General features: G+C 56.8%; 14 protein-coding genes and 10 pseudogenes. 18 read left to right on the top strand and 6 right to left on the bottom strand.

Annotated elements, in window-relative coordinates:
• A pseudogene (locus C3Y91_RS38290) lies at nucleotides 1-144 on the bottom strand (thiazole synthase); the annotation flags it as partial.
• A 681-nt stretch (nucleotides 145-825) separates the two neighbouring features.
• Here C3Y91_RS38290 and C3Y91_RS34035 point away from each other — a divergent pair.
• Together C3Y91_RS34035 and tnpC are read left to right on the top strand one after the other, a co-directional pair.
• A complete protein-coding gene (locus C3Y91_RS34035) occupies nucleotides 826-1575 on the top strand; it encodes an aspartate/glutamate racemase family protein (protein WP_168299481.1) in 750 nt (249 codons plus the stop codon).
• A 65-nt stretch (nucleotides 1576-1640) separates the two neighbouring features.
• Nucleotides 1641-2146 (top strand): annotated as a pseudogene (gene tnpC / locus C3Y91_RS34040) (IS66 family transposase); the annotation flags it as partial.
• Between the two features lie 26 nt (nucleotides 2147-2172).
• Here the strand turns inward: tnpC and C3Y91_RS34045 are convergent.
• On the bottom strand, nucleotides 2173-3261 hold the full coding sequence (locus C3Y91_RS34045; RefSeq protein WP_168576325.1) for a sensor histidine kinase: 1089 nt from the start codon (nucleotides 3259-3261) through the stop codon (nucleotides 2173-2175).
• On the bottom strand, nucleotides 3254-3949 hold the full coding sequence (locus tag C3Y91_RS34050; protein WP_131602586.1) for a response regulator: 696 nt from the start codon (nucleotides 3947-3949) through the stop codon (nucleotides 3254-3256). Before C3Y91_RS34050 ends, C3Y91_RS34045 begins: the two co-directional genes overlap by 8 nt.
• Nucleotides 3950-4768: 819 nt before the next feature.
• Between C3Y91_RS34050 and C3Y91_RS34055 the strand changes: the two are divergent.
• A pseudogene (locus tag C3Y91_RS34055) lies at nucleotides 4769-4983 on the top strand (IS481 family transposase); the annotation flags it as partial.
• Between the two features lie 35 nt (nucleotides 4984-5018).
• On the opposite strand, the pseudogene C3Y91_RS34060 reads toward C3Y91_RS34055, so the two are convergent.
• From C3Y91_RS34060 to C3Y91_RS38295, 3 genes and pseudogenes are all read right to left on the bottom strand, one after another.
• Nucleotides 5019-5174: pseudogene (locus C3Y91_RS34060) on the bottom strand (NADP-dependent oxidoreductase); the annotation flags it as partial.
• 239 nt (nucleotides 5175-5413) lie between these two features.
• Nucleotides 5414-5965, bottom strand: coding sequence for an OsmC family protein (locus tag C3Y91_RS34065; RefSeq protein WP_026242468.1), 552 nt, complete (start codon nucleotides 5963-5965; stop codon nucleotides 5414-5416).
• 37 nt (nucleotides 5966-6002) lie between these two features.
• Nucleotides 6003-6185: pseudogene (locus C3Y91_RS38295) on the bottom strand (nitrogen fixation protein FixA); the annotation flags it as partial.
• Between the two features lie 613 nt (nucleotides 6186-6798).
• Between C3Y91_RS38295 and C3Y91_RS34075 the strand changes: the two are divergent.
• From C3Y91_RS34075 to C3Y91_RS34145, 15 genes and pseudogenes are all read left to right on the top strand, one after another.
• Nucleotides 6799-7296 (top strand): annotated as a pseudogene (locus tag C3Y91_RS34075) (transcriptional regulator); the annotation flags it as partial.
• Nucleotides 7297-7944: 648 nt separating this feature from the next.
• Nucleotides 7945-8607, top strand: a complete 663-nt coding sequence (locus tag C3Y91_RS34080) for a transcriptional regulator (protein ID WP_131602580.1) — start codon at nucleotides 7945-7947, stop codon at nucleotides 8605-8607.
• Nucleotides 8608-8738: 131 nt separating this feature from the next.
• On the top strand, nucleotides 8739-9308 hold the full coding sequence (locus C3Y91_RS34085; RefSeq protein WP_168576326.1) for a hypothetical protein: 570 nt from the start codon (nucleotides 8739-8741) through the stop codon (nucleotides 9306-9308).
• Nucleotides 9309-9408: 100 nt separating this feature from the next.
• Nucleotides 9409-9949, top strand: a pseudogene (locus tag C3Y91_RS34090) (IS256 family transposase); the annotation flags it as partial.
• A 735-nt stretch (nucleotides 9950-10684) separates the two neighbouring features.
• On the top strand, nucleotides 10685-11791 hold the full coding sequence (locus C3Y91_RS34095; protein ID WP_168576327.1) for a redoxin family protein: 1107 nt from the start codon (nucleotides 10685-10687) through the stop codon (nucleotides 11789-11791).
• Between the two features lie 1515 nt (nucleotides 11792-13306).
• The gene (gene ccoN / locus C3Y91_RS34100; RefSeq protein ID WP_168576328.1) at nucleotides 13307-14929 is read left to right on the top strand and encodes a cytochrome-c oxidase, cbb3-type subunit I; all 1623 of its coding nucleotides are present in this window, start codon (nucleotides 13307-13309) and stop codon (nucleotides 14927-14929) included.
• An 8-nt stretch (nucleotides 14930-14937) separates the two neighbouring features.
• Complete coding sequence (gene ccoO, locus C3Y91_RS34105; RefSeq protein ID WP_168576329.1) at nucleotides 14938-15672, top strand: cytochrome-c oxidase, cbb3-type subunit II; 735 nt, start codon at nucleotides 14938-14940, stop codon at nucleotides 15670-15672.
• 8 nt (nucleotides 15673-15680) lie between these two features.
• On the top strand, nucleotides 15681-15833 hold the full coding sequence (locus C3Y91_RS34110; protein WP_003568501.1) for a CcoQ/FixQ family Cbb3-type cytochrome c oxidase assembly chaperone: 153 nt from the start codon (nucleotides 15681-15683) through the stop codon (nucleotides 15831-15833).
• Between the two features lies 1 nt (nucleotide 15834).
• Nucleotides 15835-16698 carry a cytochrome-c oxidase, cbb3-type subunit III gene (ccoP, locus tag C3Y91_RS34115; RefSeq protein ID WP_168576330.1) on the top strand — a complete coding sequence of 288 codons (864 nt, stop codon included), beginning with the start codon at nucleotides 15835-15837 and terminating at the stop codon, nucleotides 16696-16698.
• 10 nt (nucleotides 16699-16708) lie between these two features.
• Nucleotides 16709-16892: pseudogene (locus C3Y91_RS38300) on the top strand (hypothetical protein).
• Between the two features lie 172 nt (nucleotides 16893-17064).
• Nucleotides 17065-18632, top strand: a pseudogene (ccoG, locus tag C3Y91_RS34125) (cytochrome c oxidase accessory protein CcoG).
• Complete coding sequence (locus C3Y91_RS34130) at nucleotides 18629-19114, top strand: FixH family protein (protein WP_131710222.1); 486 nt, start codon at nucleotides 18629-18631, stop codon at nucleotides 19112-19114. Before ccoG ends, C3Y91_RS34130 begins: the two are co-directional and overlap by 4 nt.
• Nucleotides 19111-21396 (top strand): cation-translocating P-type ATPase, encoded by a 2286-nt coding sequence (locus C3Y91_RS34135; RefSeq protein ID WP_168576331.1) that lies wholly within the window; start codon nucleotides 19111-19113, stop codon nucleotides 21394-21396. The genes C3Y91_RS34130 and C3Y91_RS34135 overlap by 4 nt, the downstream gene beginning before the upstream one ends.
• On the top strand, nucleotides 21393-21551 hold the full coding sequence (gene ccoS, locus C3Y91_RS34140; RefSeq protein ID WP_018516585.1) for a cbb3-type cytochrome oxidase assembly protein CcoS: 159 nt from the start codon (nucleotides 21393-21395) through the stop codon (nucleotides 21549-21551). Before C3Y91_RS34135 ends, ccoS begins: the two co-directional genes overlap by 4 nt.
• Before the next feature lie 318 nt (nucleotides 21552-21869).
• Nucleotides 21870-22278: pseudogene (locus C3Y91_RS34145) on the top strand (RNA polymerase factor sigma-54); the annotation flags it as partial.

A 22278-nucleotide genomic window follows, 5' to 3' on the forward strand; every position in this document is an offset into this window, starting at 1 on the left:
GACATCCGGCTGTAGCGTATCATGGTTGCCGATGACCTCGAGCTTGATCCAGTCGCTGGCGAACAGCTCGCGTGCCATCCTTGCGGTCAGCACCGCTTCCGCGACGCTGTGGCAACCTGCAGTGTTGGGAAGGATACGAACGCCGAAACGGTCGGCTTCGGGCTTCTCTCAACCCACCGGGCAAAAAGGTAGGCGGCCAGACCATCATGCCAGATGATCTTCAAAATATCCGATCTGCGGCCCTGAAGACGAAGAGATGCCCTGACAACGGATCATGCTTCAGAACCTCCTGCACCCCAAGACACTGTCTATATTGACGCCCATATAGACAGAACATCGAGCTCGCCTCACTTCTCAGGAAGGCAGCCCTCCACGGACGCGTACGGCCCCCCTCAAGGTGGGATTATCTCACCTAGCGAGTCATAGATGCGGTGCAGATGCTCCTCGCTCGCAGCGATCACCCATTACCGAGAGCACCGCGGCTGATCGTCGGAACGCCGGCACGCTCGAATGACGGCTGCCCGCGAAGCCGATCACCCGCTACAGCGCTATGAAACGTGCAGGCGCTCGCCTTGGGACGCGCTCGCCCTCAGGCCGCGCGTCCATGATCGCTCCATCAAACCTCCACGGGACTTGAACTTACTAAGTACATACAGACGGCAACAAGGAGACACCGATGATGACTCACATGGCCTTGTGCTGCCGAGACCAACTAAGGGGACCTTCCGCAATGACCGAGCAGTGAACAGAAAAACTTCGATTGCAGTCGCCCGCGGTGCCCTCATGTGTCACCAAATCCGCTCTACCGTAAGATGAGACTTTCTGATGTCTGAGGTCAAACCGCAAGCAAATGCCTGTCCTCCCCACATAATTGGGCTAAAAAAGCCACTTGGAGTGGTGGGGGGAATGGGAAGTCTAGCGACTGCGAAATTTCTGCAGGCTTTAGCTCAAAAAAGTGGCGTGGAAACAGATCAAGAGCACGTTCCATTTATTGCTCTATCACTTCCCAACATTTCTGATCGATCAAACGCAATATCTATCGGCAGCAACGCGCCGTTGCGGCAAATCCTGGAACGCACGCAATGGCTCGAGAAAGTTGGATGTGGAGCTATAGCCATCCCCTGCAATACGGCACATTTTTGGTCTTCCGATATTGCAAACGCTCTAACAATAAAATTCATTAGTATAGTTGAGGTTACCCGCGACTTTATATATCAGCATAACGGCACGGATATGGATAACCTGCGAACAATTGTCTTAGGAATGAAAGCAACTATTCAACACAAATTATATGGAAATTCAACGGCAGGCTGGGGCGGCGCTGTCCCTGACGTCGACTCAATTCAACAAGACGCAGCAAGGGTTATTGATGACGTCAAGAGCGGAAATATAAGTCGCGCCAGGTTTAAAATGGCATTACTGGTAGCGCGAACACGAAGCCTCAAGCCGGACGCTATTATACTTGGATGCAGTGAGCTATCTCTCGCATCGCGAGACCTTTTCAAAGGTTCAGATGTTATAGATCCGCTAGATATTCTTGTAGACGCGTGCATTTCATGGTTTCGCAATACATAGACATAAATATAATCGTAAGATCGAAAAAATGGTAGAAAATGTCGAAACTTGTACGTGGAAATATTGAGGTTGACCACCTCGCAAACTTAAGTGGTGTGGTGCATGCCGATGGCTATGGCTATTGGGGCTACAAGAAGCTCCACGGCAATCAGATTGTTGAGGCCGCCTGCATGGCGCATGTGCGCCGCAATTCCATGATGTGTTCGAGCTCAAGCCATCTCCGACCGCTGACGAAGTTCTGTCGCGCATTGGTGCACTCTACGATATCGAGGATCGTATCCGCGGCATGTCGGCTGACGAGCGGCGTACACTGCGCCGGTAACACGCCAGGCCCATTCCGGCGGACCTCAAGAGCTGGATAGACGAGACGCTCTCGACGCTGCCACAGAAGCAGAAGCTGGCCGAGGCAATGCGATATGCCCTCTCGCGATGGGCAGCATTGAGCGTCTATCTCGACGACGGTCGCGTCGAGATAGACAGCAATATAGCTGAACGAGCCATGAGACCGCTTGGAATCGGAAGAAAAAATTGGCTCTTCGCCGGGTCAGACAAGGGTGGCGAGCGCATCGCCAAACCTTCAGTTCACGCCCTCCAACACTAAATCCTCTTTACGCCGGAGGCGTTCTTTGGCAGCCGGATCTTGACTTTGAAGCCTCGTCCGCAATCAGTATCTATGACGACTTCGCCGTGATGGACACTTGTTATCGTCTTTACAATTGTAAGGCCAAGACCGCTGCCTTCGGGAACGCGCTCTCGCGAGTCACCGCCGCGCCAGAAGGGATCGAAGACTTTATCCGCCACGGCGGCCGGCAAGCCAGGGCCTGTGTCTTCGCAAAGTATCATGGCCCAATCCTCGTCCTCATAGGTCCGGATGGTCACGGTATTCCCCGGTGCGTAGCGGCGGCAGTTATCGAGCAGCGCGCGCAGCACCAGGTGCACTCCCGCGGGATCGGCGATGCAAACTGCACGATCGAACTGTCGCTCTATTGTGATGCTGGCAGCGACCAAATCGTCCTCCATCGAGGCGGTCAGCGTCTCAGCTTCCACCGCGAGGTCGATCTCTTTGATGTTAAGATCGAGCTTGTTGGCGCTCGATAATCGAAGATTTTCTAAATCGTTGGCCATAGGAGCAAGACAGCTGACATGGGGAATCATGCGAGCGAAGAGCTCCCGGCTTGGTTCGATGGCTCCAGTCGAAAGTCCACGCAGATTGCCAAATAGCACGGTCAGGGACGTGCGGAATTCATGCGCAATCGCTGAGTTCCGGTATCTGAGATCTGCGTCCAACTCCTCCAGGCGTTCGGCCATAGCGTTAATATCGGCAGTAAGTGCATAGGTCTCCTCGAACGAGTGCGGGGGCGCCGTGACACGCACTGAATAGTCACCGGCGGCTATCGAACGGGTTGCAGCTGCAATTGGTGGCAGAGCGCCCACTATGTCTTGGGCTAGGCGACGGCCGACAATGACGGCGGGAATAAGACCGATTGTTACTATTAAACTGAGTACGGCGACATCCCTCCAGTGCGATCCGTTGGTTTCCCGAAAATAGCCCAAAGACTGCAAGCGATGCAGTATCGTGAAAAAGATCGTAACTCCAAGGTAAAAGGCCCCTAAAGATATGAAGGTTTGCACGCTCAAAGCGCGAACGATCATCGTTTTCAAATTTCTAGTTTTGTATTCAGCCATCTTTAGTGTCCATTCGATATCCAATGCCCCTGACGGAGACCAACATGCCGCGAAGGCCAGCGGCATCTAGTTTGGATCTCAGATTGCACATATGAGAATCAATGGTCCGCTCGAGCGGCACATTGTCTGGAAAACATTCGTCAACCAGTTCACCACGCTCGAACACGCGGCCGGGGGAACGAGCCAAACGAAAGATAAGCTTGAACTCCGTTGGAGTCAGCTGCAGGTCTTTTCGTCCCGTCGGTTGATCTACCCATGCGGTGCGTGCGGAATGGTCGACGGTCAGTTTTCCAAGGCGGATTGGCAGATTGGCGATGCGACCACCGGCCCTCCGTAGCACCGCTATGGTACGGGCTACCACCAAGTCCGGATCGAACGGTTTGACAATGTAATCATCTGTTCCGAATCGATAGCCCTGCAGTTCGTCAATAGGCTTGTCCCGGCCCGTCACCATAATCACCAGCGTGTCGCCGCGCCGCCTAATTTCAGCCAATACCTCAAAGCCGTTCCGGCGGGGCAACGAGACGTCGAGCATGACGAGATCGGGTTTCAGTTTCATATGGTGCGCAAGGCCTATTTCTCCATCGGAGGCCTCCACTGTTCGATAACCTTCTCTCTCAAGGTAAGTTCTTAATAGAGTACGAGTTTCCCCATCGTCGTCGATGATGAGGATCAATTCATTGCACATGGCATGCCTCCTAAAAGTAGTGGATTCCAGAGAGGTATCGCCACGCGTAGCGTCAACCGTGAACTCGAATCGGTGCAACCTTTGTTGAGGACGTAGCTTATGTGCCTGCCCGCAAAGTGGACACCAACCCAGGGAAGAAGGTCAATGGCGATAACCTCGCCTTCCGGCAAATATACCTTGCGAACGAGCGGTCGGATAATATTTGGAAATGTCTGTTACATTGACATTTATACTTTCCTGTAGGTGTGGATTGTTGAATGGGAGAGGTCTGGCATCCCATCTTCTTTCGCAAATGTAATTTGTGCGCCGATATCGGAATTGACCGCAGTGGTGTACGACGTTCCAGCTGCGCGCTTTTTGTTGTGATTTAGCCAAGCACGAGCCCCAATCGACTTGTCTGGGATTAACAGCGTTCGCGTTTGCTGCAGAGTCAGGGATGTTCGACTGCGGCGCCTCCGCCGTCGACGCCCGCTGTGGCAGCACCGAGCTCGATCGCGCGCATCCCGCTGACATTTCAACGCTCCTTACCCGAGGACATAGTAATCGCAACGATATTCACTTGCGCGCTATCGGGTCCACGGTATCAAGGCCTACAGGGGTAAGCTGGTGCCGCTAACCCGGGTTGTCCGCCCCTTCATCGCCTCAGACCTGTACTCCGTCGCGCAAACTAATAGAAAGTGCGCCCGCGGAATTCGAAGAAACTGTCCGTTGCCGGACGCGGTCGTGAGCGGTGCAACTAGAAAACCGATGCACGTTTTCCGGCCGCCAAAAGGAGCCTTAATCGACGTGAACATTGTCTTCCAAATCAAAGGATGCGCTATGGGCCAGGTTCTTTATGGGAGCGCCACGACGACAGAGGCAGTTCGTCGAGCGATACAACGTAGTCAAGAGGCCTGATGGCGCTTTCGACGCGTCACGGGATCAATCAGAAGACCATCGCTCGGTGGCGGAAGCGGTCCTCGGTCGCGGACCTTCCGACCGGCCCGAAAGAGCCGAGATCGACGGTCTCTGTTGAGGAGGAGGCTGTTGTCGTTTTGGCATAGGAATTGGCGTTGTCCTTGCGGTCCCGCATGTAGGGGGCGAGGGAAAGATAAAGCGTCTGGAGAAGAACCTCGCCCTCGGCGAGATCCCGGAACGGTCTCCCGCTCGAGCCGGAAATTCGCAGCCGCTTTCCGGATGGGCGCGATGCAAAGACGATGCAGGTGGCAACGGGTTGACTAGCCATGGTGTGCTCCTCTTCGGTTTTTTCCTTGGTGTATCAGGAATTTGCTTCAAGCAAACCCGTGCTTGCCATCTGGGCCCTACCGGAGCACCCCTTGTGGCAGTGCCGCGGGCGCATTTCGAATGGCCGCATGATTTTATCCTTCAGTGATACCAATTTGGGGAATTATGCAGCAACCGACATCCGACGGGTTCCCACGAGACGAAGTCGAGAACACGTGCTGACACCTGACTACACGGTCATCAGTCGGCGCTCCTTATATGATGGTCAGGTTGCTGGTGATCCAACTGCCCGCGCACCTCGTTTCCGCGTTTCAGGAGATTGAGGATTGGACAGAGCTTTTCCACGGTCGCCTGCAGTCTGGCGACGTCCGCGGTACTTGCGGGAGATACCAGGGTGACCAGGTAGTTGATGTCCTGGGGATAGACGGGAACGTCTTCATATCCTTCTGCACCTGCACGCAGATCGATCGTGGCGGAGACTTCCGCATTCAGCGATTCCAGCGGCACGCCCTGATCGGAAGCATAGATCAGAAAGGTATGGGTCAGGCAGCTCGAAAGCGCGCCGAGCAGCAGTTCTGGAGACGACGGACCCAGATTGTAGCCTGCGAAATCTGGCGGGCTGTCGGAAATGACCTGGAAATCCCGAATTCGGATACGACGTACGCCGCTGCGGCCTTCAGCGCTTGCACTGGCCTCCATTGTGACCGCACTCAGATCGCCCCTTCTGACGCGCGCCCGCCGATCGAGTAGTGCTTCGTGCTTCTGTCGGAGATACTCATTCAAAGTTGTCATCGCTTGCTAATATTCCTGTTGTCGAGACCGATGCCGGGATGGCCGAAGCGCCGCGTTGCGCGCGCCGTTCAACCACGAGCTCGCGAGAAATGGGATCAATGGAAACAATCTTCGCTACGCAAGACAGTTGCTGGAGGTTCAGCCTCTTTGCGATTCCGGGTCCGACCGGGGCTGTGTCGCCGTCAATTGTCTGCTTCCCGATTAAGACGCTATCAGGCCCCCTAATGTCCGGCACCTGTTTGATACAGACCACGATGTGCATAGTCGTTTAAGCTCCCTATCGGATTTGGGCTTTAGGGACCCGGCTAACTCTGAGCACTACTCGTGCCAATCAGGTTGCGCCGGTAACCTCTAGAGATTGAACGTGTTTCGTTGTCGCTGTACGGAGGGTTTTGTAGGGTCGCCGACATGTCGTGTCGCAATCCGCCCCGATCACCACCGCGAACGAAGGGCGGTCCGATAGGTTTCAGGCCGGGTTACTCATGACCGCTGTGTTAAGGGCCAGGAGTTTAACGCCCAACAATCCCCGAGAGACATTTCATCGTGTTGAAATTCTGGCGCGGCGGACCCCGTATCGAGCTTCGGTTGACCCTTGACAATCTGACCACCGACACCGTATGCGCGATCAGAAGCACAGCGATCGAGAAAATAACCCTGCGGGCGTCTAGTGAGGTTGGACAAGCGATTTAGCTGATGTTGCGGCGTGAGCAGGATCAGTGCCAGAAGCGTGGAGAAACCCTTGCTGGGGTATCTATTGAAAGAGAAACGTCCATAACCGCCGTTGCAGCGCGTCGAGTTCTTGGGTCTTCATCGCCTCAATCGTTGGACCAACGGCCGTCGCGCGAGATCTTCAAGACGAGGCAATGCCATTCCTGCCGATAGGTTCTCAGCTCAGCGAATTAGGCAGCGAGATGCTTGTATCCGGAGAAGAACAGGGCGGGCCGTTGTTGACACTGCCGATTGAGCAGGAGACAAATGCATTGGCTTTACAGGAGACCATAATGGCCGACCAAACCGATATGATGGCCAATGCTGAAACGGCGACCGCCGCGGCGCCCGTGCAACCGGCAGCGGCTCCGAGTGCCACAGCTGGAAAGCAGAAGAGAGGACGCAAAGCAAAGTCTGACGAAGGTACGATGAGTGCCAAGCGCGCGCCTGTCAAACGTGCTCCGAGGGCTGTGCAGACAGCGACTACGCCGTCAGTGGCAGCTGTTGATGAGATCGCGGATCTTCTGCAGCTCGAAGAGGAAAACCAGAGGCTGCGCAAGCTGCTGGCGGAGAAGCTCCGCGCTGAAAATGCCGATCTGCGAAAGCGACTCAACCTCGGTTGATTGGCAGCAGGCGGCCAAGCGCTGGCCGCATTCTCATGCTTATTGAAGTGAAGATTTTGGCGGCGGTTCGTTCTGCCGCCAACGTTTTTGCTCGCAGTTTGCATACGGGATGGAAATCGAGGTGGAAATTTGAGCATTTTGGTAGCGAGTAGGACCGGGCGACAATCGCAATCTTCTAGGGAGGAGAGCGGTGACGATGACGGTGACCATCAAACTTCGTATTGTAACGGGCGCCTATTTCGAACGATTTGGTCCTTTTGACCTAGGAGGCAAGCGTCCTGAACAAGATGGCTCGAAAAGACGCGTGCTGGAACCTCCCACTGGAAATGCGACGGATCCAAATGGCAGATGCTCTTCCATCAACCGCCTTATCTCGCAGATGAGCTGCCTCAGCCGCGTCACGGCTGAACCCTGCCGCATACCGCCAGCCACTCCCGCAGAATGGCTTTGTCAATTAGCCTCGACCACCAAAGGGCGCGTGATATCGTGTTGTACCTGCGCATCAGGTCACTCGGGCCGAAGAGCGGCAGCGTGTGAAATTCGCAGGCCGTTATGGACACCGCCGGCGCGATAGTGGTTATTTGCAGGCTTGTTGCGATGCTGAAGGCGTCGCTGAAAAATTACCACTGACACCCGAGGCTTATTAAAGTGAAAAAAGTACAGCGCAGCTTTGCCGTCGAATACAAATCTGGTCGGCGAAAACTAAACTCCAAGCCGAACTCGATCTGGGCAGACACCGATCTTAAGTCCGTTGCGCAAGATCTGCAGGACGAGGCGATGCCATTTTTATCATTAGCTCCTCAGGCAAAGAGCAGCGAGATGCTTGTATCCGGAGAAGAACAGGCCGGGCCGTTATTGACACTGCCGATCCAGCAGGAGACAACTGCATCGGCTTTACAGGAGACCATAATGGCCGATCAAAACGATACGATGACCAATGCTGAAACGGCGACCGCCGCGGCGCCCGATGTACCGAAGAAGGTGCGCAAACCTCGCGCCAAGAAGGCGGTGCCTGAAACGGCCGCAGCCGTCGTTTCCGTGCAACCGGCAGCGGCTCCGAGTGCCACAGCTGGAAAGCAGAAGAGAGGACGCAAAGCAAAGTCTGACGAAGGTACGATGAGTGCCAAGCGCGCGCCTGTCAAACGTGCTCCGAGGGCTGTGCAGACAGCGACTACGCCGTCAGTGGCAGCTGTTGATGAGATCGCGGATCTTCTGCAGCTCGAAGAGGAAAACCAGAGGCTGCGCAAGCTGCTGGCGGAGAAGCTCCGCGCTGAAAATGCCGATCTGCGAAAGCGACTCAACCTCGGTTGATTGGCAGCAGGCGGCCAAGCGCTGGCCGCATTCTCATGCTTATTGAAGTGAAGATTTTGGCGGCGGTTCGTTCTGCCGCCAACGTTTTTGCTCGCAGTTTGCATACGCAGTAGAATTCGAGGTCGAATAAAATGGCGTCTCCATGGAAACTTCTTGCTGGGCTGGTGTCACGGCGACGCCAGCAGAAGCAAGAACACGGCTCGACCGATGACGCGAAGCCGGACGTATTGGCCATCGCCAAGCCGACTGAAACAGCAGACAACAACGAGTTGGACGGCGCAGACCGTCCGGCGGACGAAAAGCCAGTTCTTCATGGTCATTCCGTGGCGGTTCCGGCGGACCCGGATCATTCCGAGGAAACGGCAAGCGTTGTTGATGACACGACAGATGTCGAAGGCGCCAAGCCCGTGGAAGCGTCGGACCGGGCTTTGTCCGATGAGGCCGATACAGACGCGCATGTCGCACCAAAAGCCTTTCGAGTTGTCGAAGGTCAAACGCGAAAGCGCGGCACGCGGGGCATGAAAGCGAAAACGATTACAGTCGTTATCCCACCTTCTTCAAGCGCTCTCACCGCTTCTGACGATGCAATTAATCTCGACGAAGAAATCAGGCTTCTCCGGGACCAGTTGGCGCGCAAGCTTCAAATGCAAAATGAACAATTGAGGAGGATGCTGGAGCGGTTCGGACATCAAGCGAAATGAAGAATTAACCCCAGATTGCCTCACGGTGATTGTTACCGATAGGGTCTCTATCCCGAGTGGATGAAGCTGTTGTTGGCATCCTGGTTCGGAGGATTTATGACGCGGTGGTCGCATCGTTTCCGTTGCGGTCATCATCGCCATCGGCGTCAACAGCGATGGCCGCCACCAGGTACTGGACATGGAAGTCGGTACGTCCGAAGCCGAGCCGATCTGGACGGAGTTCCTGCGCAAGCTTACGCGCCGAGGTTTGCGCGGCGTGAAGCTCGTCGTCTCAGGTGCGCATGAAGGGCTCAAGGCCGCGGCCACCAAGGTTCTCAGCGCCACATGGCAAAGATGCCGGGTTCACTTCATAAGGAATGTACTGGCGCATGCCGGAAAGAGCGGCAGGCGGGTCGTCTCCGCCTTCATTGCCACCGCATTCGCTCAGGATACGGCGGAAGCTGCCAGCACGCAGTGGCGTAATGTTGCCGACCAGATACGACCGAAAGTGCCGAAGCTCGCCGCCATTATAGATGATTCAGAAGAGGATGTGCTTGCCTAACATGACGTTCCCGAAAGAGCACCGGGCAAAGCTGCACTCGACCAATCCAATCGAGCGTCTCAATGGCGAGATCAAGCGCCGCACCGAGGTTGTCGGCATCCCATACAAGCTGCTGTCCCTATTGTTAATATTTCCAAGCGTCGTGCTAGATCGCTGGAGAATCGGCGAGTTTTTGTGCGCTGCTATGTCAGATCTTTAAACTCCAAAATGGGAGACTATGATGGATCCATGTCGCTGTATCCGCAAATTGTCGTGACAATGTAGCATGCTGTGTCTCATGGATGACAACCGGCGAATTCCCCTTGGCTGTTTGATGCCATGGCGAGTGTGAATTTCACCGCCGGAAGCGCTCCAATTAGGGGCAAGCCGGCCACCGGGCCGGATGTGCTGCGTAGTAAGGCCGGTGGATGGGAAACCCGCTCTGCTGGTCGCTGTCTTACCCGACAAGCGGTCCTGCAGCCTTCATTCGCGAGGCCAATTTGGCCAAGATCTTCAGTCCATTTTCAATAAGCAAATGTGCCTACCTTGTGTCGGATTTGTCGGACCGCGGCACACAACGTGCGATCCCCGGGCGCTGCATTCGCGTCGGAACCACTGGAACTGATGACATTTCAACTACGCCAGCCGATTTGGCATGGATCTTGAAAGGAGAGACCCGTGCCCGACTAATCAAATTGTGATCCGGGATTCACGGGTGTGATAGGGACGGCAATTTTGTCGCTGTTGACGTTTCGCGGGCATGATTGATCGAAATCAAAGCGGCTCGACCTGATACCTGTCATGACGCGCTTATTCCGGGCGCACGAAGCGCGGGTAAAACACTGGGGAGGACAACATGGCCTCTGGTTTGGGTATTGGCTCGCCAGCCCCGTCGATCAAAGCGCTGGACTGGCTGCGTGGCGATCCGCTTTCCAACTTGCAGCTCGGCACGATATACGTACTCGCGTTTAGTTCGACTACCTGCGGTGTTTGCGGACCGGCGCTGTCCTCTGTGGCGCAGTTGCAGGAGAAATACAGCGACATGGGAGTTGAGCTCATCGGGGTCGCAGCAAATGAGGAAGCTGCAACGGCTGACGAGGCCCTGGCTCAGATGGACGCATGGGTAACCAAATGGCTCCCGAATACGAAAATTCGGATCGGGTTCGATTACTCAGGCGAAATGGCTAAGCATTGGCTGCAAGCCAGCCTGACTTTCCATGTTCCAGAGGCGTTCATTGTCGACCGAGACGGCAGCATCGCCTTTATCGGTGATCCGGATGTGGTCGAGGACGTTTTGCCAAAAGTGATGAACGGCAGTTGGCGCGCCAGCGCGGAAGCAAAAAATGCCGAAATCGAGCGCATTGCTGAAGTCGACATTGATGCTCCGGCGAACGCGTTGCGTCGTCGAATCCGGGCGGCGACCGAGATTGAGGATTGGAAGGCGGCGCTCTCGGCCATTGAAGAGGGCATCAAACTTTTCCCGGACAGCATCTCCTTGCGCCAGTCGCATGTCTCTATGTTGATGGGAGAAATGCGCGAGATAGGGGCGGGCTGGATCGCATTAGACCAATTTGCTCGTGATGCAATTGAACGAAACTCTGAAGATTGGCTTCTCGCGGCCATGCAAGAACTCTTCGGTCCACACTACGATTACTCGGGCCTTCCATTGGCGGAACGCTTTTCGATGGGCAAGGAGCTCTCCGATCGAATCCTCAGATTGTTTCCGCAGCAAGATGCCCTCTCACGCGCTGAGTCTTACGAGACGATTGCCTTTTACTGCCGTGAGAGCGGCGACAACGGCCTGGCAGTGGGGTTGATAGAGCTGGCTTTGAATTTGGTAGACGGAGGGCCACTTCCAGACGAAGATAAGCAGGAATGGCTGGCGCATTTGCGACGGGTCCTGGCGGAGTACAAGGGCGAGGGGGCTTTTTACGGGGGAATTTGCATGCCTCCGCCGAAATAGCCTTGAACATAGCAACCTGTTGGCGCGGCTTAGGCAGCGTCGACAGGAATTCTGACGAACCATTGGAGCAAGAACATAGTGTTTGATCCGACCGGATCGCTCGCTTTTCGCGCGAGCTTTTGCATTGGATAGGTTCGTGGGGTTTGTGGCCCGGTCCCAAGTCCTTGCGAGAGAGCATAGCCAATTGTGCCCTGAAAGGTGTTGGGTTCTATGAGCCAGCGATGTCGAGCCGGGGCACCCCCTGAAAACAAATCGCGGTTGCCGCAAGCCAGAAAAAGCAAACACGCTCGTTTCCGGCGCCCCTTTTGTAGGTGGCGTGATGTCTTGGGGAGAGGCTTTGGCGAATGAAGGAATGTCTTCAATTTGTCACCGCCTCCTTTAAGGGCGAATGAATGAGCTTCGCCTCCTCAAACCCCTTGGAAGGTTCTGACCTTTTACGGTCCTGAAGAGCGACGATCAGTTTACAAGATAATCCGTCACTTTTGTCATCTCTGCGACCAAGCAATGTTTCCCGAACCGTTCATTGTCCAATCTGAATAGATAAATAATAGGGAATGATCTAGTGCGGCTCACCGCGACCCGCCACGTCGGTTGAACAATTGATTCAAACACCAGGAAGCGAAATGGCACATGTACATCAGATCACTTCTGGGGGAAGCTGGTGTTATCCGCAGGTCTACCAAGTCCGAAGGCATAGCCCGCGTTGGCATTCGGGATATTAGCCATGGCTTTGGAGATTCTGACGGCGCGTCGCGTCAGGGAGAGCACCACTTTGAAGCCATGACAACTTAAGGGATGAAGATATATAGCAACAGAATCGATAGGGAGCTTGCGTTACATGGCGTCCGGTCCGGTGCGCCCCCAAGGCTGATAACCGCCGCCTTGGGCACGGGACGCCGGGGCCGCCACATATGGACCGTTTGCGTATTGGCCGCGAAAATTTCGCGGTCTGTAGGGAGCCCGACGCCATACATTTAGACATCGAAAGCGTTACCACGCGAAGTCGCGAGACCGGCTGTCGTGGCGGCTCCCGCGCGAAATACATCCCAGTCGATGTTTGCAGAAAATTCCTTGGCTCCCCTTTGGGACTTCTCACCTCAAAGGCCAGCGTCCCTTCATTCAGCGTGTCCAACCGTATGTCGGCAAGACCGTCCATTTCTTCCGTTGGCCAAACGTCTTCCGGTGACTCTGAAGCTCTCTTCATAAATGGATTGCCCCTTCGTTGGGTGCTCACACATAAACCTGGCCCATAGCTCGTTCCTTCAATTGCAAGGAAATGATGAACCGTCAAAACCCGGGATTGAACACTCAAACGCAAATGAGCCTCCGAGTGGGCAGACGGTGGAATAGTCAGCGTGTGTCAACGGATTAAAAGCCTTTGCATTTATAGCCGCAGCGTCGTCCCGTCTTTCTGTCCTCTCGTTGATGTGGATCAAGGAGCAATTTGCGGCTTCGTGACAGTTCTGGCGAGAAAGACGGCCGCGACGCGGTCGTCGGCGCATTGAGGACGACATCATGAATTACACAACGGAAACGATGGTGATCGCGGTCGCGGCGTTTCTAGCGCTGCTAGTAGCCGCATTCGCGCATGATCATCTCTTTGCGGTCCATATGGGCATACTTTGCCTCTGCCTCGTTATGGGGGCTGTGCTGATGGTCAGGAAGGTTGACTTTTCGCCGGCAGGACAACAGCGCAACGTCGATAGGTCCGGCTATTTCGACGAGGTGATACGGTATGGCTTGATCGCCACGGTATTTTGGGGCGTGGTTGGCTTCCTGGTTGGCGTGATCATCGCGCTTCAACTGGCCTTTCCTGACCTCAACATCGCCCCTTATCTCAATTTCGGAAGGCTGCGGCCCGTTCACACGTCGGCAGTCATCTTCGCCTTTGGCGGCAACGCGCTGATCATGACGTCGTTCTACGTGGTGCAACGCACCTGTCGCGCACGTCTTTTCGGCGGCAATCTGGCTTGGTTCGTATTCTGGGGCTATCAGCTTTTTATCGTGATGGCTGCGACCGGATACGTTCTTGGAATCACCCAAGGCCGTGAATATGCCGAACCTGAGTGGTACGTCGACCTCTGGCTGACCATCGTTTGGGTCGCCTACCTAGCAGTATATCTTGGAACGATCCTGAAGCGCAAAGAGCCGCACATCTACGTGGCAAACTGGTTCTATCTCAGCTTCATCGTCACCATTGCGATGCTGCACGTGGTCAACAACCTGGCGGTTCCGGCCTCGTTCCTTGGCTCCAAGAGCTATTCTGTCTTCTCGGGCGTCCAGGACGCGCTGACCCAATGGTGGTACGGCCACAACGCCGTCGGCTTTTTCCTCACCGCCGGCTTCCTGGGCATGATGTACTACTTCGTGCCGAAGCAGGCCAACCGACCGGTTTATTCATACCGGCTCTCGATCATCCACTTCTGGGCGCTGATCTTCATGTACATCTGGGCCGGCCCGCATCATCTGCACTACACGGCATTGCCCGATTGGGCCCAGACGCTCGGCATGGTTTTCTCGATCATGCTCTGGATGCCCTCCTGGGGCGGAATGATCAACGGTCTCATGACCCTTTCAGGCGCCTGGGACAAGATCCGCACCGATCCGATCATCCGTATGATGATCGTCGCGATCGCCTTTTACGGGATGTCGACCTTCGAAGGCCCGATGATGTCGGTGAAAACCGTCAATTCGCTCAGCCACTATACCGAATGGACGATCGGTCACGTGCATTCCGGCGCTCTCGGCTGGGTGGGAATGATCACCTTCGGGGCGATCTACTACCTGACGCCGAAGCTATGGGGACGCGAGCGTCTCTACAGCCTGCGGATGGTCAACTGGCACTTCTGGCTCGCAACCCTCGGGATCGTCGTCTACGCCGCCGTGCTTTGGGTTGCCGGCATCCAGCAGGGGCTCATGTGGCGCGAGTACAATTCCCAGGGCTTCCTCGTCTACTCCTTCGCGGAGACGGTCGCGGCGATGTTCCCCTACTACGTGCTGCGCGCCGTGGGCGGAACGCTTTACCTGGCGGGCGGTCTCGTCATGGCCTGGAACGTGTTCATGACGATCCGCGGCCATCTGCGCGACGAAGCTGCGATCCCAACCACTTTCGTGCCCCAAGCACAGCCTGCCGAATGAGGTGAGACATGGCATCGATACTTGATAAACATCAGATCCTCGAGAAGAACGCGACGCTTCTTCTCGTCGGCTCGCTGCTCGTCGTGAGCATCGGCGGCATCGTCGAAATCGCACCGCTGTTCTACCTGCAGAACACGATTGAAAAGGTGGAAGGCATGCGGCCGTATACGCCGCTCGAGCTGGCCGGCCGGAACATCTACATCCGCGAAGGCTGCTACCTCTGCCACAGCCAGATGATCAGGCCGTTCCGCGACGAGGTCGAACGCTACGGCCATTACTCGCTCGCCGCCGAGTCCATGTACGATCATCCTTTCCAGTGGGGATCCAAGCGAACCGGGCCGGATCTGGCCCGTGTCGGCGCCCGCTACTCCAACGAATGGCATGTCCAGCATCTCGCGGATCCACGGGCAGTGGTGCCGGAGTCGATCATGCCGCGTTACGCCTTCCTCAAAGAGCAGAGGGTGACGGTCAAGGACGTGGGAATGGACCTGAAGGCCAACGAGGACGTGGGCGTGCCTTATAACGACGACATGCTGGCGAACGCGGAGGCCGACATGAAGGCCCAAGCCGATCCGAACGCAGATACGACGGGCCTGCTTGCCCGCTATCCGAAGGCGAAGACCGGCGATTTCGACGGCGATCCTGCTGCGCTGACCGAAATGGATGCCCTGGTGTCCTACCTGCAGATGCTCGGAACGTTGGTCGATTTCTCGACCTACGACGACGCGACCGGCTACCGATGAGGTGATCCATGGAAACCTACACTGCAATGAGACACTTCGCCGACAGCTGGGGCCTCCTGGCAATGGCGGCATTCTTCGTCGGCGCGGTTGTGTTCACCCTTCGCCCAGGCAGCAAGCAAACGGCGAAAGAGGCCGCCGATATTCCCTTGAAGGATGATTGAGATGTCGGAAAAACATATCGATGAATTTAGCGGCGTCGAAACGACCGGACATGAATGGGACGGCATCCGCGAACTCAACAATCCGATGCCCCGCTGGTGGGTGTGGACCTTCTACGCCACCATTGTCTGGGCTTTGGGCTATGCGATCGCATATCCCGCGATCCCGATGATTACCGACGCCACGAAGGGCATGCTGGGCTTTTCCAGCCGCGCCGAGCTGCAGCAGAACCTGGATCAGGCCAAGGCATCGCAGACGACGCTTCATGATCTGATCGCCGCCAAGACGCTGCACGAGATCGATTCCGATTCTGCCCTTCGCGAATTCGCGGTCGCCGGCGGCGCATCTGCGTTCAAGGTGAACTGCGCGCCGTGCCATGGCTCGGGAGCAAGCGGCGGCCCGGGATTTCCGAACCTCAACGACGACGATTGGCTGTGGGGCGGAGACCTGGATGCCATCCAGGCGACGATCGCGCATGGGATTCGCTTCGACGGGGATACGGACACTCATGCTTCCGAGATGCCGCCCTTTGCCGATGTTCTGGATCCCCTCCAGACAAGGCAGGTCGCGGCTTACGTCTGGGGACTGACCAATACACCGTCGGACCCCGGTCTCACAGAGGCAGGAAAACAGGTCTTCGTCGATAACTGTGCCGCATGTCACGGCGACGACGCCAAAGGAAAAGCCGAAATGGGCGCGCCAGATCTCGCCGATGCGATCTGGCTGAAGGCACGCGGCGAGGATGCGATCATGCGCCAGGTAGCCGCTCCCAAACACGGCGTCATGCCTGCTTGGGCAGGGCGTCTCGGCGACACGACGGTCAAGGAACTGACGATCTTCGTCCATTCGCTCGGCGGCGGAACCTAAGGAGGATGCCATGTCAGATCATGACCACAATCTAATCCTCGGCCTCTACGGCACGCCGCGCGCTACGATACGATCACGCGGCTCGACGCGCCAAGGCCACGCCGCCACCTTCCAATCAGGACGACCTAGCAAAGAGCGCCAGTTCGATCATCAGTTGGACCTGCCTCAAAGACCACGAGCAGACAAGCCGGTAGCTGTAGCGTTGTCGAGGACGTTCCAGCGAGGTTGTTTGTTCGCCCGCAGCCCCCGAGGCCACGCCCTCTCTCCATGGCGTTTTCCTTTCGCACGAAGGCCTCCGCTCTTGATCTGCATCAATGATAAATGCGCAGCAGTTGGGACAACGGCAGATGAAATCCGATAGGTCCCATGAACCTCTGCACCGCACCAGATCCCGATACACCAAAAGGCTCAGTGGCGTGCCAGTCAACGCCCGTCGCAACCGGCAGCCTCTCTACGCTCCTCGGAAGAAGGTTTTCCCCAAGCATGCAGAGGGACGTTTCCGTCGGTTCAAGTGGATCGTCCTGCTGATTACGCTTTGCATCTACTTTCTCGCGCCATGGATTCGCTGGGATCGCGGTCCTTACGCGCCCGACCAGGCAATCCTCATCGATCTCTCTTCGCGACGCTTTTTCTTTTTCTTCATCGAAATCTGGCCTCAGGAATTTTATTATGTAGCGGGTCTCCTCGTCATGGCGGGGTTCGGCCTGTTTCTTGTCACTTCCGCGGCTGGGCGCGCATGGTGCGGCTACGCCTGTCCGCAGACCGTCTGGGTTGATCTCTTTCTCGTCGTCGAACGTGCGATCGAAGGCGATCGAAACGCGCGAATGAAGCTTGACGCTGGCCTCATGAGCTTTGCCAAGCTGAGGAAGCGCGTCGTCAAACATTCGATCTGGCTGCTGATTGGCGTGGCGACAGGCGGAGCGTGGATCTTTTATTTTGCCGACGCGCCGAGCCTGCTTGTTTCGCTGTTCACCGGCCGCGCTCCTGCAGCCGCCTACACCACCGTCGCCATCCTTACTGCAACCACCTACGTGCTCGGCGGTCTCATGCGAGAGCAGGTGTGCACCTACATGTGCCCGTGGCCACGCATCCAGGGTGCGATGCTCGACGAGAATTCTCTTGTCGTCACCTACAATGACTGGCGGGGCGAGCAGCGGTCGCGTTACCCGAAGAAAGCTCGAGCCAGGGGCGTGCCGGTCGGGGATTGCGTCGATTGCAATGCCTGCGTGGCCGTGTGTCCGATGGGAATCGATATTCGCGACGGGCAGCAGATGGAGTGCATCACGTGCGGGCTCTGCATCGACGCCTGCGACGGTCTCATGGAGAAGCGCGGGAAGCCTCGCGGCCTGATTGCCTACGCCACCTTGAGCGAATACTCGAGCAACATGTCGCTCGCCACGGACGAAGGACGAATGGCCGTCCAGCCGTCCAGGATTCGAAACGATAATGGGACGTTCGTTCCGGCGATACGGCACTTCGACTGGCGTATCATCTTGCGCCCGAGAACACTCTGTTACGCGTTCGCCTGGGCGTCCGTCGGCGTGGCCATGCTGGTCCATCTCGGCTTTCGGGAGCGCCTTGAACTCAACGTCGTTCACGACCGAAACCCCCAATATGTTCTGGAAAGCGACGGCTCTCTGCGGAATGGCTATACGCTTCGGATCCTGAACATGGTGCCGACGCCGAGGGATGTGAACATAAGCCTGGTCGGGCTGGAGGGGGCGACGATGCGCATTCCCGAGTTGGGCAAGGAAGACGCTCGCAGCTTTAGAGTCCCTGCCGAACCCGACGCGGCCACGACGCTGAAGGTCTTCGTTACGCGCAAGCCTACCGGAGCCGCGATCAATGAATTTCTGTTCGTTATCGAAGATACCGATCATGCCGATCGGGCAACCTACCGCGCGGCGTTCAATGCACCGGGAGACATCAAATGAAGACCTCCGCTCAGGGTTTTACAGGCCTGCACATGCTGCTTGCGACCTCGGCATTCTTTGGCGTGGTGATCGCGGTGAACGTCACCATGGCCTTCTATGCCTCCTCCAGCTGGAGCGGTCTGGTCGTGGAAAACACCTATGTCGCCAGTCAGGAGTTCAACCGCAAAGCCGCGGCGATGAAGGCAATGGCCGCTTCCGGCATCGAGGGCAACCTCTCCATAAAGGGGCACGAGATCCGCTACGATATTCGCGACAAGAGCGGATCGCCTGCGATCGTCGACGACGTCGTTCTGAATTTCAAACGGCCCGTCGGAGACCACGAGGACTTCCACCTTACGCTCAGGAAGGCAGCCGCAGGGCGTTTCGAAGCGGAGCATGACCTAGCCGAAGGTGACTGGATCGTCGAGGCCATCTCGCGAAACGGCGGCGTGGTCGTCATGCATGAGGCAAAACGCATCGATACCGGGGAGTTAGGCCAATGACCTGCTGTACCATGGACGCGGAAAGCGTACTTGCCCTCAGCACGAAATCATTCAGTGCCGAAGAGGTCCGCCTTGCCAGCCAGCCGCTCGGCGAAGGATTGCGCCAGCTGGACCTGAGCGTTTCCGACGTGCACTGCGGCGGCTGCATTTCGACCATCGAACGGGCGTTATTGACGCTTCCCTTCGTCAAGACAGCGCGAGTCAATCTCACGGCGCGAAGGGTGAGCTGCGTCTACCAGGAGGAGATCGAGACGGGCGCAACCGATCCATCCAAGATCCTCGCAGCGATCAACTCGGCCGGATATCGCGCACATCTCTTCACCCCCTCCGCTCCCGAGAACGACAAGACCAGAAATCAGCTTCTCCTCGCGATCGGCGTTTCCGGTTTTGCGGCTGCCAACATCATGTTGCTCTCGGTTTCGGTCTGGTCGGGCGCAGATGCCGCGACGCGCGATATGTTTCATTGGATCTCGGCGATGATAGCAGCGCCCGCGCTGGTTTATGCGGGGCGCTTCTTCTTCAAATCGGCCTGGAATGCGCTGCGGCACGGGCGCAGCAACATGGACGTTCCGATCTCACTCGCCGTGACGCTCTCCTATGCCGTTTCATTGTGGGAGACCGTCCATCACGGCGAGCATGCGTGGTTCGACGCTTCGGTCTCGCTGCTCTTCTTCCTGCTGATCGGCAGAACCCTCGATCATGTCATGCGGGAAAAGGCTCGGGCGGCGATCAACGGACTCGCAAGACTGGCCCCGCGCGGAGCATTGCTGATCAATCCGGACGGGTCGCGACGCTACATTGCGGTAGAAGAGATCGCGGCTGGGGATGAAATCTCGATAGTCGCAGGCGAACGGGTTCCCGTCGATGGCATAATCGTCAGCGGAGAAAGCGACCTAGACCTCTCCATCGTCACCGGCGAGAGCAGCCCCGTCGCCGTCGCCAGCAACAGCGAAGTGAGTTCTGGGGCGATGAATCTGACCGGCTCGCTCGTGTTGCGAGCGACGAGAATTGCCAAGAATTCGCTTCTCTCGGAAATCATCGGCCTCATGGAAGCCGCCGAGGGCGGAAGAGCTCGCTATCGCAGGATCGCCGATCGCGCTGCGACACTCTATTCCCCGGTCGTGCATCTGCTGGCGCTGGTCTCCTTCCTTGCCTGGGGCCTCCTGGGCGGAGACTGGAAACAGGCCATGCTGGTCGCCGTAGCGGTCCTGATCATTACCTGCCCATGCGCATTGGGTCTTGCCGTGCCCGTGGTCCAGGTCGTCGCCGCGGGGGAGCTTTTCCGGAAGGGCATCATGGTGAAGGACGGCTCAGCACTCGAAAGACTGGCCGAGACCGACACCGTGGCCTTTGACAAGACGGGCACCTTGACGATGGGCAGTTCGCGCCTTGTCAAGGTGGACGCCATCGACGAGAGCGCCACCGCAATCGCCCGTGGATTGGCAGCGCATTCACGGCATCCTCTTTCTCGGGCCCTGGTACGGGACACCGAAACCGACCTCATGTCCTTCGACATCGTCACGGAAATCCCCGGCGGGGGACTGGAAGCCGGGAGCGGAGCGGATGTCTATCGATTGGGCAACGCGGCGTTTGCCTGCGGAACCAGCTTCGTGCCCCGCATCGCCGACAGTCCGTTCTCGGAAGTGGTCCTGTCGAAGAATGGTGTCGATCTTGCCCGCTTCTTCTTCGATGACACGCTTCGTTCGGGTGCTTGCGAGGCCATCGACCGGCTCGATGCAGCCGGCCTTGAAACGCTGATCGTGTCGGGCGACAGGCAGACCGTCGTCGACAATACGGCGCATGCCCTGGGTATCGACAGGGCTTTGGGCTCTCTGACGCCGAAACAGAAGGTCGAGGAATGCCAGAGGCTGAATGGCGAAGGTCGTCGCGTGCTCATGGTTGGCGACGGTATCAACGACGCCCCGGCACTTGCTGCCGCGCATGTCTCGATGGCGCCGGCCACGGCCTCCGATATCGGCAGACAGGCGGCCGACCTGGTTTTCTTCAACGATCGCCTTGACGCTGTTCCAGAAGCGATCGCCGTTGCGCGACGATCCGCCAGCCTGATCCGCCAGAACTTCGCTCTCGCCATCGGTTACAACGTTCTGGCGGTGCCGATCGCCATCGCCGGATTGGCGACGCCGCTAATAGCGGCGGTGGCAATGTCGACATCCTCGATCATCGTCGTGACCAACGCACTGCGCCTGAACGCGTTCGGCAAGCGTCAGGATATGCAAATTCGAGGGGGGATCGGCAGGAGGGCGGAGGTCAAAGCCGCATGAACATGCTGATCTATCTCATACCGATCGCGCTGCTGATGGGAGGAATAGGACTCCTGGCATTCCTTTGGTCGCTGAAGAGCGGCCAGTATGACGACCTTCAAGGCGCCGCCTGGCGAATCCTCGCCGAGGACGAACCGGATCAACGAAAACCCTAACCGCACACTGTGTCCAAACACGAAATGAATATGGACAGTCGCGACAATCTGCACTGTCGTCGTTTGTCGGCTTCGCGACAAATGCCCTTTCGCAACCAAGTTCACTACTCGCCATAAATCACTGAAACTCAAGCATATTCTTTTTCGGAATCCAGTCGATGGTTTGGCACGCTTCTTGAAAGCTATCACGCGCCGCGGCGCCCAAGTTGCCCCAAGTGGTTCATGATGCCAAGCGTGCCAATTTCACGTGAAGGCATCGATCTCCGTGCCCTGCGGTCATGATCAGGCATGGTCCCAAGAATTAAGTGGAACTTTATCATGAAACTGTCCGCCAATCTCTTACTGCGCCAGAGCCAGTCCCTGGTGATGACAGCGCGACTGAGGCAATCCATCCAGTTGCTGCAGATGACGCACTTCGAAGTCAACCAGTTTATCGCTCAAGAAGTGGAACAGAACCCGCTGCTCGAATTTCCGTACAACGATGATGAGGCGGGCGGCGATGCCGAAGAGGAGCAGTATGCTCATCAGCCGGAGGATGCGGGATCGGACGATGGCTATGACAACCGCACCGAGGCGCTCTCCAGCGACTGGTATGATAACGGCGGCAGCGCCAGCACCAGCCGGCTGAACGACGAACTCGACGCCAATTACACCAATGTCTTTCCCGATGAAGGTGCCCCGCAGCGCCTCGATGCGCCGGAGCTCGTCAGCCAGTGGAAATCGATGC

The sequence above is a fragment of the Rhizobium ruizarguesonis genome (genome assembly GCF_012349115.1).
GTDB classification, from domain to species: Bacteria; Pseudomonadota; Alphaproteobacteria; order Rhizobiales; family Rhizobiaceae; genus Rhizobium; species Rhizobium ruizarguesonis.

What these genes read in the sequence shown, in the direction of transcription:
- C3Y91_RS34130 (WP_131710222.1), top strand. Translation starts at nt 18,629, where the DNA reads ATGAAGACCTCCGCTCAGGGTTTTACAGGCCTGCACATGCTGCTTGCG.
- ccoS (WP_018516585.1), top strand. Translation starts at nt 21,393, where the DNA reads ATGAACATGCTGATCTATCTCATACCGATCGCGCTGCTGATGGGAGGA.
- C3Y91_RS34065 (WP_026242468.1), bottom strand. Translation starts at nt 5,965, where the DNA reads ATGACAACTTTGAATGAGTATCTCCGACAGAAGCACGAAGCACTACTC.
- C3Y91_RS34110 (WP_003568501.1), top strand. Translation starts at nt 15,681, where the DNA reads ATGGAAACCTACACTGCAATGAGACACTTCGCCGACAGCTGGGGCCTC.
- ccoN (WP_168576328.1), top strand. Translation starts at nt 13,307, where the DNA reads ATGAATTACACAACGGAAACGATGGTGATCGCGGTCGCGGCGTTTCTA.
- C3Y91_RS34085 (WP_168576326.1), top strand. Translation starts at nt 8,739, where the DNA reads ATGGCGTCTCCATGGAAACTTCTTGCTGGGCTGGTGTCACGGCGACGC.
- C3Y91_RS34035 (WP_168299481.1), top strand. Translation starts at nt 826, where the DNA reads ATGTCTGAGGTCAAACCGCAAGCAAATGCCTGTCCTCCCCACATAATT.
- C3Y91_RS34050 (WP_131602586.1), bottom strand. Translation starts at nt 3,949, where the DNA reads ATGTGCAATGAATTGATCCTCATCATCGACGACGATGGGGAAACTCGT.
- ccoO (WP_168576329.1), top strand. Translation starts at nt 14,938, where the DNA reads ATGGCATCGATACTTGATAAACATCAGATCCTCGAGAAGAACGCGACG.
- C3Y91_RS34095 (WP_168576327.1), top strand. Translation starts at nt 10,685, where the DNA reads ATGGCCTCTGGTTTGGGTATTGGCTCGCCAGCCCCGTCGATCAAAGCG.
- C3Y91_RS34135 (WP_168576331.1), top strand. Translation starts at nt 19,111, where the DNA reads ATGACCTGCTGTACCATGGACGCGGAAAGCGTACTTGCCCTCAGCACG.
- C3Y91_RS34045 (WP_168576325.1), bottom strand. Translation starts at nt 3,261, where the DNA reads ATGGCTGAATACAAAACTAGAAATTTGAAAACGATGATCGTTCGCGCT.
- ccoP (WP_168576330.1), top strand. Translation starts at nt 15,835, where the DNA reads ATGTCGGAAAAACATATCGATGAATTTAGCGGCGTCGAAACGACCGGA.